The 12788-nt window shown below is 69.5% G+C and carries 9 protein-coding genes; 5 read left to right on the plus strand and 4 right to left on the minus strand.

The genetic code is table 11. The features are described 5' to 3' along the window. The first annotated feature begins 245 nt into the window (after positions 1–245). From ACFW48_RS04230 to ACFW48_RS04250, 5 genes are all read left to right on the plus strand, one after another. Complete coding sequence (locus ACFW48_RS04230) at positions 246–1172, plus strand: carbohydrate ABC transporter permease (RefSeq protein WP_386310344.1); 927 nt, start codon at positions 246–248, stop codon at positions 1170–1172. A gap of 5 nt (positions 1173–1177) precedes the next feature. Next, a complete protein-coding gene (locus tag ACFW48_RS04235; RefSeq protein ID WP_386310346.1) occupies positions 1178–2122 on the plus strand; it encodes a carbohydrate ABC transporter permease in 945 nt (314 codons plus the stop codon). A 109-nt stretch (positions 2123–2231) separates the two neighbouring features. Further along, entirely contained in the window at positions 2232–3569 is a 1338-nt protein-coding gene (locus tag ACFW48_RS04240) for an ABC transporter substrate-binding protein (protein WP_386310348.1), read from the plus strand. A 51-nt stretch (positions 3570–3620) separates the two neighbouring features. After that, the gene (locus tag ACFW48_RS04245) at positions 3621–5672 is read left to right on the plus strand and encodes a beta-galactosidase (protein WP_386310349.1); all 2052 of its coding nucleotides are present in this window, start codon (positions 3621–3623) and stop codon (positions 5670–5672) included. An 863-nt stretch (positions 5673–6535) separates the two neighbouring features. After that, positions 6536–7006 carry a MarR family winged helix-turn-helix transcriptional regulator gene (locus tag ACFW48_RS04250; RefSeq protein WP_386310351.1) on the plus strand — a complete coding sequence of 157 codons (471 nt, stop codon included), beginning with the start codon at positions 6536–6538 and terminating at the stop codon, positions 7004–7006. Between the two features lie 272 nt (positions 7007–7278). Here the strand turns inward: ACFW48_RS04250 and ACFW48_RS04255 are convergent, their stop codons facing one another. From ACFW48_RS04255 to ACFW48_RS04270, 4 genes are all read right to left on the minus strand, one after another. Further along, positions 7279–8802, minus strand: coding sequence for an aldehyde dehydrogenase family protein (locus tag ACFW48_RS04255; RefSeq protein ID WP_386310353.1), 1524 nt, complete (start codon positions 8800–8802; stop codon positions 7279–7281). A 136-nt stretch (positions 8803–8938) separates the two neighbouring features. Beyond that, positions 8939–10198: a GAF domain-containing protein gene (locus ACFW48_RS04260; RefSeq protein ID WP_386310355.1), complete on the minus strand. Its 1260-nt coding sequence runs from the start codon at positions 10196–10198 to the stop codon at positions 8939–8941. Positions 10199–10318: 120 nt separating this feature from the next. Then, the gene (locus tag ACFW48_RS04265; protein ID WP_386310357.1) at positions 10319–10924 is read right to left on the minus strand and encodes an N-acetylmuramoyl-L-alanine amidase; all 606 of its coding nucleotides are present in this window, start codon (positions 10922–10924) and stop codon (positions 10319–10321) included. A gap of 402 nt (positions 10925–11326) precedes the next feature. Further along, positions 11327–12535, minus strand: a complete 1209-nt coding sequence (locus ACFW48_RS04270; protein ID WP_386310359.1) for an ROK family protein — start codon at positions 12533–12535, stop codon at positions 11327–11329. Positions 12536–12788 lie beyond the last annotated feature (253 nt).

Raw genomic sequence — 12788 nt, forward strand, 5'->3', positions numbered from 1 at the left:
GGCGTGGGGACCGGGTCTCGGGCAGCGGTGTGCCTGGCGCCGGGGAGTTCCTGCCTGTTCCGTCCACCGGTTCCTCTCCTGCTTTCGCGAGCGACCCTTGACCGCCCCTACGGACGCAGTGTAGACATGCCGCCATCAGATGTTTACGTAAACATAATACCTGGTCGGAAGGTCGGCTGATCTCCCTTCGAGACCCGGCGTTTGCGTAAACCTCGAGTTCGGCAAGGACGAACGAGGGACGCGAGATGACGACGCTGCAATCGCCGGCGGCCGCAGGGGCCCGCCCGGCCAGGCCACCGGCGCGGCGGACGCGCCGCTCCTGGACGGGATGGGGCTTCATCGGCCCGTTCGCGCTCGTGTTCGCGCTGGTCTTCCTGGCGCCACTCGCGTATTCGATCTATCTGAGCCTCTTTCGAACGCAGCTCATCGGCGGAACCTCCTTCGTAGGCCTCGACAACTACGAGCAGGCTCTGCAGGACGGCCGGTTCTGGGACGGCGTGCTGCGCGTCGGCCTGTTCCTACTGGTTCAGGTGCCGATCATGCTGGGCCTCGCCCTGCTCGTGGCGCTGGCGATCGACAGCGGTCGTCTGTTCGGCAAAGACTTCTTCCGCATCTCCGTCTTCCTGCCGTACGCGGTGCCGGCCGTCGTCGCGACGCTGATGTGGGGCTTCATGTACGGCCCGCGCTTCGGCCTGGTCGGCGACATCAATGACGCCTTCGGCGTGCAGCTGCCCGACCCGCTCTCCTCCGATCTGATCCTGGCCTCGATCGGCAACATCGTGACCTGGGAATTCGTCGGCTACAACATGCTGATCTTCTACTCCGCGCTGCGCGTCGTCCCGCACTCGCTCTACGAGGCCGCCGAGATCGACGGCGCCGGACAGTGGCGCGTCATCACCGCGATCAAGCTCCCCGCGATCCGTGGCGCCCTCGTCATCGCCACGATCTTCTCGATCATCGGCAGCTTCCAGCTCTTCAACGAGCCCGCCATCCTCCAGAAGCTCGCGCCGAACGCGATCACCACCGACTACACCCCGAACTACTACACCTACTCGCTGTCCTTCTCGGGCCAGCAGCACAACTACTCCGCGACGGTCGCCATCGTCATGGGCGTGGTCACCATGATCGTCGCCTATGTCGTCCAGCTGCGCGGCATGCGCAAGGGAGCGTGAGCGCGATGACGATGAGCGGGACCACCGACGCACCGCGGCCCACGGCCGCACCAGAGCCGGCCGCGGTCCCCCGACTGCGCACGGCACGCCGCCCACACAGCCCGGGCCGTCCCCGCCGCAGCATCCTGCTGACCGTGCTCACCGGCATCATCCTGCTCTACAGCCTCGTACCGCTGCTGTGGCTGGTGATCAGCGCCACCAAGACGCAACAGGGCCTCGCCCGGTCGTTCGGTCTCTGGTTCGACGGGGACTTCGCCCTCTGGGACAACATCACCGAGACCTTCACCTATCAGGACGGCGTCTTCGGCCGCTGGGTGCTCAACACCCTCCTGTACGTGGTCGTCGGGGCGGGCGGAGCCACCCTCCTGGCCGTCCTCGGCGGCTACGCGCTCGCCAAATTCGACTTCCCCGGCAAACGCGCCGTGTTCGCCGTCGTCATCGGAGCAGTCGCCGTACCCACCACGGCGCTCGCCGTCCCGACCTTCCTGATGTTCAGCAAGATCGGTCTGACCGACACCCCCTGGGCCATCATCCTCCCGTCCCTGATCTCGCCATTCGGCCTCTACCTGATGTGGGTATTCGCCGCCGAGGCGGTCCCCACCGAGCTGATGGAGGCCGCCCGGATCGACGGCGCGAGCGAGCTGCGCGCCTTCTTCCAGGTCGCGCTGCCGCTCCTCGCGCCGGGAACCGTCACGGTGCTGCTCTTCACCACGGTCGCGACGTGGAACAACTACTTCCTGCCCCTGATCATGCTGAAGGACCCCGACTGGTATCCCCTGACTCTCGGTCTCGACGCCTGGAACAAGCAGGCTGCCACAGCCGGCGGTGAGGCCGTCTTCAATCTCGTCGTCACCGGTTCGCTGCTCACCATCGCGCCGCTCATCGCGGCCTTCCTCCTGCTCCAGAAGTACTGGCAGTCCGGTCTCGCCGCGGGAAGCGTCAAGGAGTAGCCGCCGCAAGCGTCAAGGAGTGCCGCCGCAAGCGTCAAGGAGAGTCACCGCAGGGCCGCTTCCGGGCCCGCACGCCCCTGCCGAACCAAAGGAACTGGAAGAAACCACTATGCCCAAGCACTCCCGCCGCCTGCTGCGCGGCCTCGGTCTCCTCTGCGTCCTGGCGCTCGGAGCGACCGCCTGCGGCTCCGACGACGACAACTCCGACCAGAAGGCGGTGGGCGCCGCTGACATCCAGGCCGCCCTCAAGAAGGGCGGCAGCGTCACCGTATGGGCGTGGGAGCCCACCCTGGAGCAGGTCGCCGCCGACTTCGAGAAGAAGTACCCGAACGTCGACATCGACCTCGTCAACGCCGGCACCAACAACGACCAGTACAAGGCCCTGCAGAACGCCATCTCCGCCAAGAAGGGCGTCCCCGATGTCGCGCAGATCGAGTACTACGCGCTCGGCCAGTACGCCCTGACCAAGGACGTCACGGACCTCAAGACGTATGGCGCGGACAAACTGGCCGGCACCTACTCGCCGGGACCGTGGAACTCCGTGAAGTCCGGCGACGGCGTCTACGGCCTGCCGATGGACTCGGGGCCGATGGCGCTCTTCTACAACAAGAAGGTCTTCGACAAGCACAAGATCGCGGTGCCGACCACCTGGGACGAGTACGTCGAGGCGGCCCGCAAGCTGCACAAGGCGGACCCCAAGGCGTACATCACGAGCGACGTCGGTGACGCCGGCCTGGCCACCAGCCTTCTGTGGCAGGCGGGATCACACCCCTACAAGGTCGACGGCACCAAGGTCGACATCGACTTCACCGACGCAGGCGCCAAGAAGTACACCGACACCTGGCAGAAGCTCATCGACGAGAAGCTCCTCATGCCCGTCGTGGGCTGGAGCGACGACTGGTACAAGGGCCTGGGCGACGGAACCATCGCCACGCTGCCCATCGGCGCGTGGATGCCCGCGAACTTCGTGTCCGGGGTCAAGGACGGATCAGGCGACTGGCGCGTGGCCCCGCTGCCCCAGTGGACCAAGGGCGCCGACACCAGCTCCGAGAACGGCGGCAGCTCGCTCGCGCTGCCCGAACTCGGCAAGAACAAGGAACTCGCCTACGCCTTCGTCGAATACGCCAACTCCGGTGAGGGCGTACAGACCCGCATCAAGAACGGCGCCTTCCCGGCGACCACCAAGGACCTGAACTCCGAGGCGTTCCAGAACACCGAATTCCCCTACTTCGGTGGCCAGAAGGCCAACAAGGTCTTCGCCGAGTCCGCCAAGAGCGTACCCACGGACTGGAAGTACCTGCCCTACCAGGTGTACGCCAACTCGATCTTCAACGACACCGTCGGCAAGGCCTACGTCTCCGGCACGAAGCTGTCCCAGGGGCTGGCGGACTGGCAGGAAGCCTCCCTCGAGTACGGCAGCGATCAGGGCTTCACCATCGACAAGTAGTGCGGGAGCCCTGGCAGCTCCCACTGACAACAGGCCCGTGAAAGGACATCCATGACCGCCCCCCTCACCTCCCGTTTTCCCCATCCCAAGGGCAGCGACGGCACCCGACGGCTCGGCTACGGCGCCGACTACAACCCCGAGCAGTGGCCGCGGGAGGTGTGGGCGGAGGACATCCGGCTGATGCAAGAGGCCGGCGTGAACATCGTCTCTCTGGCGATCTTCTCCTGGGCCAGGATCCAGCCCACCGCCGACACCTGGGACTTCACCTGGCTCGACGAGGCGATGGACCTGCTGCACACGGCAGGTATCGGCGTCGACCTGGCCACCGCCACCGCCTCCCCGCCGCCGTGGCTCACCACCGCGCACCCCGAGATCCTGCCGGTCACCGCCACCGGTGAGACCCTGTGGCCCGGCGCACGCCAGCACTGGCGCCCCACCTCACCGGTGTTCCGCACGCACGCACTCCGGCTCGTACGGAAACTGGCGTCGCGCTATGCCGGTCACCCCGCCCTCGTCGCCTGGCATGTCAACAACGAACTCGGGTGCCACAACGCCTACGACTACTCCGACGACGCGGCCCGCGCCTTCCGGGACTGGCTGCGCGACCGGTACACCACGCTCGAATCGCTCAACCACGCGTGGGGCACCGCCTTCTGGTCCCAGCGTTACAGCGACTGGGACCAGATCCTGCCGCCGCGCCTCGCGGCCTCGCACCCCAATCCCACGCAGCAACTCGACTTCAAGCGCTTCTCCTCCGACGCGCTCAAGGATCATTTGCTGGCCGAGCGCGACGTGCTGCGGGAGCTGACCCCCGATGTACCCGTCACCACGAACTACATGGTGATGCGCGGCATCAAGGGGATGGACTACGCGGACTGGACAGACGCAGGCGCGGTCGACTTCGTTTCGAACGACCATTACGTCATCCCCGGGTCCCAGGACCGCGACGAGTTGTCCTTCTCCGCCAACCTGACCAGCGGCATCGCGAGCCACCAGCCGTGGTTCCTGATGGAGCACTCCACGAGCGCCGTGAACTGGCAGCCGGTCAACACGCCCAAGCTGCCGGGGGAACTGGCGAGGGACTCGCTGCTGCACGTCGCGCACGGCGCCGACGCCGTCTGCTTCTTCCAGTGGCGTCAGTCCGCTGCCGGCGCCGAGAAGTACCACTCGGCCATGGTGCCGCACGCCGGTGCCGACAGCGATCTCTTCCGTTCCGTCGTGGACCTGGGCCGGACACTGCGGACGCTGTCGCCGCTCGCCGGGACGGAGCGCGAACCGGCACGTGTCGCCGTACTGTTCGACTGGGACTCGCGGTGGGCGAGCGAGCAGGACTCACACCCCACTTCACACCTCGACTACCACCAGGAGGCCCTCGACTGGTACTCCGCGCTGCTGCGTCTCGGAGTCCGCGCCGACGTCGTACCCGTGAACCACAGTGACCTCCCCTCCTACGACGTCGTGATCGCCCCCGTCCTGCACGTGGTGCCCCAGGAACTCGCCAAGGAGCTCACTCGATACGTCGAGGGCGGCGGCCACCTCATCACCACCTACTTCTCCGGCATCGTCGACCCGAACGACCACATCTGGCTCGGTGGCTATCCCGGCGCCCTGCGCGAACTCCTCGGCCTCCGGATCGAGGAGTTCGGGCCACTGCCCGACGGCGCCACGGTGGACCTCGACAATGCCGCGACCGGCAGCCTGTGGACCGATCGGATCACCGTCACCGGACACGACGTCGAGGTTCTCGCCCGCTACCGCACCGGTCCGTACGCGGAACGTCCCGCGGTGACCCGCCGGACGACGAGCCAGGGCTCCGCCACGTATGTCTCGACACGCCTCGGTGTTCCGGGCCTCCTAGGGCTGCTTCCGGACCTGCTCGCCCCGACCGGGATCACCAGTGAACTTCCCGAGGAGGCCCGGGGCCAGGTGGAACAGGTCGTCCGGCGTGACGCGGACAACCGCTACGTCTTCCTGGTCAACCGGAGCGACACACCGGTGACGCTGCCCGGCTTCACCGGCGACGTACTCGTCGGCGCGAAGGCCGACGAGTCCGTCGTCCTGCCGCCCCGTGGAGTCGTGGTCGTCCGCCAAGCGGCACACTGACAGACGTGGTCGCGCGTGTGGACCGTGCCGAGGCGCGTACAAAGCGTCGCAGTCCGGCGCGGCCCACGCGCGGGCAGCCGTGTACGGTGATCGTCTCCGACCTGGCCCGCCCCGACAACGCGTCTACAGTCGGTGGTTGGCGCGCCCCGGATCGCAATCGCCGTCCTGGGACGGACGGTGATCCGTACACATTCAGAACCGGGCCACATACTCCTCCTGCCGTACGGCGACCAGTGTCAGCCAGTCCACCAGTGCTTCACGGGGCGGATGGCCGGGCGCGAGCATGGCGCGCAGAAGCCGGGCGCTGTGCGTCGGTGTGGGGCGCAGGATCCAGGCAGCCGAGGCAACCGAGGCACCGGGGCAGCCAGTACAGCGGGAGTCAGCCTCAGCCTGGTCAGTCCGCCGGGGGAAGCCAGGAGGAGCCGGTCGATCCGGGATGAGTCACAGGACAGGGCAACGGCGGCGCCGAGGGAGTGGCCCATCACCGTTAGGCCATCACCTTCCTGCTGCCGAAGAAGGGCCGGCCCGAGGAGGAGCAGCACGGCATCACCCCCGCTGCCTCCGACAGCAGTTCTGCCGGCTCCGGTGCGAAGCAGGGCGTCACTGTGTGATCCCCGGGCCGGCGCGCGTGGAGGGCACGTCAGGAAGGACGAGAGGGTGCGTTAGGACCCATCGGAGTGTCCTGGTCGAGGGAGCGGTCATCGCCGGCCCGAACCTGGCCCACTGGCCGCACCGCAACGGCCTCGCGGCCACGGTGGTTGAGCGTGGCCCCGCCGTGTGGGAGGGCGGCAGACTACAGCCTGTAAATCTCACGCATCATTGGTCGCCGACGCCTTCAGCGATCCAGGAGCAGCTTCCACGCCATGACTGCCAATCAGCCCACCGGTCCCGTGCCCGCGGCCCCGGCGGAGGACCCCATCCGCGACCAGCTGCGGAACCTGACCCGCCGCCAGCAGCGGTTCGAGCGGTACCTGGGCCGGCAGATGCACGTCGATCCCGCCGGGCTTGCGGTGATGGACCATCTCGTCAGCGCCGGGCCGGCGACGCCGAGCGAACTGGCACGCGAACTCAGTACGTCGACGGCGGCGATGACGCTGGTCATCGACCGCCTGGCGGACGGCGGACACGTGAGCCGGCGGCCGCATCCGAGCGACCGGCGCAAGGTGCTCGTGACACCGGCGGAGCACTGGGAGGAGGCTGCGTTCGAACACGTCGAGCCCCTTGTCGCGGGCATCGGCGAGATCGTCGAGTCCATGACAGCGCAGGAGCGGGCCACGGTGGCGGCGTTCCTCGGGCGGGCGGTGGCCGCCTACGACCGGGCGACCAAGGCGTAGGCCGCCGGCCCCCACCCGGAACGCGATGGGCCAGGTGCACACGGCGATGGTGACGTCTCCGGTCCCGGAGGCGGGAGCGGAGACATCGACGCGGTGGCGGGCGTAGGCACCGGACCTGCAGGCGGGGGTCCACCCGTCGTCCTCGTACAGGTTGAACGCCGATGTGCCGAGCGGGGCCGCGTATCCGTTGAGCCGGCCCGGGCCGTTGCAGACCTTGCCGAAGCAAGGCGCCTGACGGGCAAAAGCCCAGCTCAGGCGCCTTCTTTGCGCCCCTAGAAGAACCCGAGCTTCTTCGCCGAGTACGAGACGAGGAGGTTCTTCGTCTGCTGGTAGTGCTCCAGCATCATCTTGTGGTTCTCCCGGCCGATCCCCGACTGCTTGTAGCCGCCGAAGGCGGCGTGCGCCGGGTACGCGTGATAGCAGTTCGTCCAGACACGCCCCGCCTGGATCGCGCGGCCCGCGCGGTAGGCGGTGTTCATGTCGCGGGTCCACACCCCGGCGCCGAGACCGTACAGGGTGTCGTTGGCGGTCTTGATCGCGTCGTCGAAGTCGTTGAAGGGCGTGACCGACACGACCGGGCCGAAGATCTCCTCCTGGAAGATCCGCATACGGTTGTGGCCCTCGAAGATGGTCGGCTGGACGTAGTACCCTCCCTTCAACTCGCCGTCGTGCTCGATGCGTTCGCCACCGGTGAGCACCTTGGCGCCCTCCTGCCGGCCGATGTCCAGGTAGGAGAGGATCTTCTCCAGCTGGTCGTTGGACGCCTGCGCGCCGATCATCGTGTCGGTGTCCAGGGGGTGGCCCGGCTTGATCAGCTCGGTGCGGGCGACGGCGGCCTCCATGAACTCGGCGTAGGCGCCGCGCTGGACCAGCGCCCGGGACGGGCAGGTGCAGACCTCACCCTGGTTGAGCGCGAACATCGTGAAGCCCTCGAGCGCCTTGTCGCGGAAGTCGTCGTCCTGGGCCCAGACGTCGTCGAAGAAGATGTTCGGTGACTTGCCGCCCAGCTCCAGCGTGACCGGCTTGATGTTCTCCGAGGCGTACTGCATGATCAGCCGCCCCGTGGTGGTCTCCCCGGTGAACGCCACCTTCGCCACCCGCGGGCTGGACGCGAGCGGCTTGCCCGCCTCCGCGCCGAATCCGTTGACGACGTTCAGGACACCGGGCGGCAGCAGGTCCGCGACCAGGCTCAGCCAGTAGTGGATCGACGCCGGGGTCTGCTCGGCGGGTTTCAGGACCACGGCGTTGCCGGCGGCCAGTGCCGGGGCGAGCTTCCAGGTCGCCATCAGGATCGGGAAGTTCCACGGGATGATCTGTGCCACGACACCCAGCGGCTCGTGGAAGTGGTACGCCACGGTGTCGTCGTCGACCTCGCCCAGCGAACCCTCCTGGGCGCGGATCGCGCCCGCGAAGTAGCGGAAGTGGTCGATGGCGAGCGGGATGTCGGCCGCCAGCGTCTCGCGCACCGGCTTTCCGTTCTCCCAGCTCTCGGCGATCGCCAGCCGCTCCAGATTCGCCTCCATGCGATCGGCGATCTTCAGCAGGATGTCGGAACGCTCGGTCACCGAGGTGCGGCCCCAGCCCGGGGCGGCCTCGTGCGCGGCGTCGAGCGCCCGCTCCACATCCTCCGCCGTACCGCGCGCGACCTCCGTGAAGGGCTGACCGTTCACCGGTGACGGATTCTCGAAGTACTGCCCGCGCATCGGCGGCACGTACTCGCCGCCGATGAAGTGGTCGTAGCGCGACTGATAGGAGACGATCGCGCCCTCGGTGCCGGGCGCCGCGTAACGGGTCATCCTGTCTGCCTCCTCATCGAGCGCTGCCCGCCGTTGGACAGCTCTGCGCGCGAGGCTAGGGAGCGGGACGTTGCAGGGACGTTGCGCCTGCGGGAGGCCGAAGCCCGGTCCTGTGCCGCCACTCAGGGGCGGGCGGTCACCACGCGTTCGGCGCCGCCAGTTCGGACTCCAGCGCGGCGAGCCGGGACCGGGCCGCCGCCGTGGGCCGGACCGCGACCAGTGCGCGCCACACGTCCACATCGTCCTCGCCCCACGGCGCGTGCGCCCAGTCGGCCAGCAGGTCGGGATCGCGACAGGAGATCAGTGCGGCGCGCACGCCGTCGGCGATCCGGCGCCTGAGCCGTACCACCGCCGGAGCCCGGGAGCCGGGCAGCAGCGGACCGGCGTACGCCGCCGCGGCCGCCGTGACCGCACCGGCCCGCAGACGACGCTCGACAACGGTGGCGTCGGACTCGACGGGCATCGCGAGCCGGTACGGTCGGGACGCGAGCCGGCCCGGCCCCAGGAGCCCGCGCAGCCGGGCCAGTTCGGCACGCAGGGTCACCGGCGGCACCGTCTCGTCCTCGTACAGCGCGCACAGCAGCTCGTCGCCGGTCAGGCCTTCAGGGTGGTGGGCCAGCAGCACGACGATCTCGCTGTGCCGCCGGCTCAGCCGGACTCTGCGGCCGTCCGCGCTCAGCAGCGCCTCGTCACGGCCCAACGCGGTCAGCTCGGCCGAATCGGCCGGCGGCCGCTCCGGGGCGAGCAGCGCCAGCTGCGACTCGGCGGCACGCGCGACCGCTTGGACGAAGCCCAGACTGTGGGGATGCGCCAGTCCGTCCCCACCGGTGATGTCCACGGCGCCGAGTACGCGCCCGGTGCGTGGGTCGTGCACCGGAGCCGCCGCACAGGTCCACGGCTGGACCCGCCGGATGAAGTGCTCGGCGGCGAAGACCTGGACCGGCCGTCCGACGGCCACCGCCGTGCCCGGCGCGTTCGTCCCGACCGCGGACTCCGCCCACCTGGCACCGGGCACGAAGTTCATCCGTCCCGCCCGGCGACGGGTGGCGGGATGTCCCTCGACCCACAGCAGTCTGCCGTGTGCGTCGCACACCGCGAGCAGATGCTCGCCGTCGGCGGCGAAGGTGCCCAGGAGTTCCCGGACCAGCGGCATCACCCGCGCCAGCGGATGCTCGGCCCGGTAGGCGCCGAGGTCACCGTCCATGAGCTCCACACTCGCCGTGCCGTCGGGGCCGACACCCGCCCGGACCGACCGCCGCCACGACTCCGCCACCACGCCACGCACGGGCCGCGGCACCGTCCCGTCCTTGGTGAACGTCTCGTGCGCGCGCCGCAGCGTCCGGGCACGCTCGACGGGGTCGGCCCCCGGTTCCAGAGCCAGCCATGCATCAGTCAACTCGGTCTCCCCGGACGGTGCTGCTGACGGCGATGCGCTTGGGGACATCGTCACTCCGCCAATACGCGTGGACAACCACTTCGACCAGCCGGATCACCGGGACGCGGTGGTCTGCGAGAGTCAGGCGAAGTTGACCAGTCTGATGTAGCGGGTCCAGTCCCACAGGGGCCCCGGGTCCGTGTGGTCGCTGCCCGGTACCTCGTGGTGCGCGATGATGTGCGCGCGGTCCTTGGGGATGCCGTAGGTGGTGCAGATCGCCGCGGTGAGCCGAGCGGACTGTTCGTACATGGCGTTGGTGAAGTACTCGGGCCGGTCCACCCAGCCCTCGTGTTCGATGCCGATGCTGCGGGTGTTGTAGTCCCAGTTCCCCGCGTGCCAGGCGATGTCCGCCTCGCGGACGCACTGCGCCACGTGGCCGTCGGAGGACCGGACGACGTAGTGCGCGGACACCTGCTTGTCGGGGTTGCGGAAGATGGAGAGGGTGTCGGCGTACGTCTCCTGTGTGACGTGGATGACCACGTAGTCGACGGGATAGGCCGTGGGGCGGCTCGACCGGGTGTAGTTGGACGTGCTCGCCGGCTGCCATTCGGTGGAGGGGCGGTCGACTGCCCGGGGCTGTGCGGCGGCCCGTGTGCCGGACAGCAGCGCATACGGGACGGTGGCGAGTGCGGCGCCCTTCAGGAGCCGCCGCCTGGTCGGAACCGGCGCTGTCCTTTCCCTTTCCATGGGACTGCCCTTTCGTCGGTGGGGCCCTCGGGCCCCTGTGTGTGGGGGGCTCAGCTGTGCGAAGCGGCTGAGAAGGGAACGCTGACGAACGCTGACGCGGACGTCTGGCGCCGTCTGTGCGAGGTGCGTCCGCGTGCAATCACCGTACGGTCAGCGGGGGTTGCGCAGAAGGGCGCCGCGCCGTTCCGTGGACAGCCCCCGCCTTGTGGACACCGCGCTCACTCGAACGAGTGAGGAGAGTGGAGCAGCAAGGGCAACGGAAGTCTCCTGGCTCGGGTCGGTGCTGCCGCAGCCACGGCTACGGCCATGGTCGCTGCCCCTGTCCCTGCGGCAGCGGCTGCCGCTGCGGCTGCGGTTGCCAGTGCCACCGCTGTCCGCGCCGTGTCCGTCACCGAATCGGGTTCAGGCCCGCTCCGCCACCATCGTCGGGTCGTCCAGGACGGCACGCATCACCGAGTGTGCGGCGCCGAGAAGGGGACCCTGCGGTCCCAGGTCCGACACGGAGACCGGGCAGACCGGACCTGCCGTGCGCCGGGCCAGTTCGTCCCGCAGCGACGGCAGCAGCCAGGGTGCGAGACCGGCCAGCGCGCCACCCAGCACCACACTCTCGGGGTCGAGCAGGTTGACCGCCCCGGTCAGCGCGATGCCGAGCGCCGTACCCGCCTCGCGCAGGGCACGCCGTACAGCCTCGTCGCCCTCAGCGGCACGCCCCGCGAGCAGTCCGACGCGATCCTCGCCCGGCTCCACGCCGGCCGCGCGCAGTACCGCCTTCTCGCCGGCGTACTGCTCCAGGCAGCCTCGCCCGCCGCAGGCGCACTCCGGACCGTCGGGACGGACCGGCACATGACCCAGCTCGCCGGCGAATCCGCGGGTACCGCGCAGCAGCCGCCCGTCGACGACCACGGCCGCGCCGATGCCGATCTCGGCCGAGACGTGCAGGAAGTCCCGCGGGGTGCCGTCACCCAGCCAGAGCTCGGCGAGTGCGCCGAAGTTCGCCTCGTTGGCCACGGTCAGCGGCAGGTCCCCGGGCAGCAGCGCGCCGAGGTCCGCGTCGTGCCAGTCCAGGTTCGGAGCGCGTACGACGGTCCTGGCGTCTCGCGCCACGAGGCCCGGAACGGCCACCGCGAGCCCGGCCGGCCACAGCCCCTCGGCCTCCACCTCCGCAACGACCTGCCGCACCAGACCGGTGAGCTGCTCGAGTACCGGCTCCGGCGATCGGCCCCTGTTGCTCCCGTACCGCACGACACGCGACCGCACCCGGCCGCGCAGGTCGACCGCGCAGACCGCGAGGTGGTCGACGCCGATCTCCGCTCCGATGCCGGCCGGGCCGTGCGCGCTGACGGCGAGCGCCGACCCGGGCCGCCCCACCCGACCGGGGCGCTCGGGGCCCAGCTCCTCCAGCAGGCCCGAGCGGATGAGTTCGTCCACGAGGGTCGACACCGCCGCCCGCGTCAGCCCGATCCGTGAGGCGACGGCGGCCCGGGACAGCGGGCCCTCGGCGCTGACGGTGTGCATCACCCGGGCGAGGTTGCGGCGGCGCATCCCCTGCTGGGTGTCCGGCAGCGCGCGCCCGGGGCGGGCCGGATGTGTTTCGTGCGGCGGTGCGGTCATGCCTCCGTCAGCCCTTGGTCGGTCTTGGGTCGATCCGGTCTTCTCTCACGTGCCCAGAGACGCGATCCCGGCGGACGGCGTCCAGGGGCATCTCAGGGGCGGAGCCGGAGATGCCCCTGGGGGACGGCCCTCGGATGCCGGTTGTCTCTGGAGCGCCCTCCGGCAGGGGGTCGAGTCGCGTCCCACGGACCCGCCTCGCCGTGCGCCGGCGAGTGTCGGTCGCTGTCCACGGGGACGCCCGTCCTCCTCCGGT

It is taken from the genome of Streptomyces sp. NPDC058812 (genome assembly GCF_042744565.1).
GTDB classification, from domain to species: Bacteria; Actinomycetota; Actinomycetes; order Streptomycetales; family Streptomycetaceae; genus Streptomyces; species Streptomyces thinghirensis.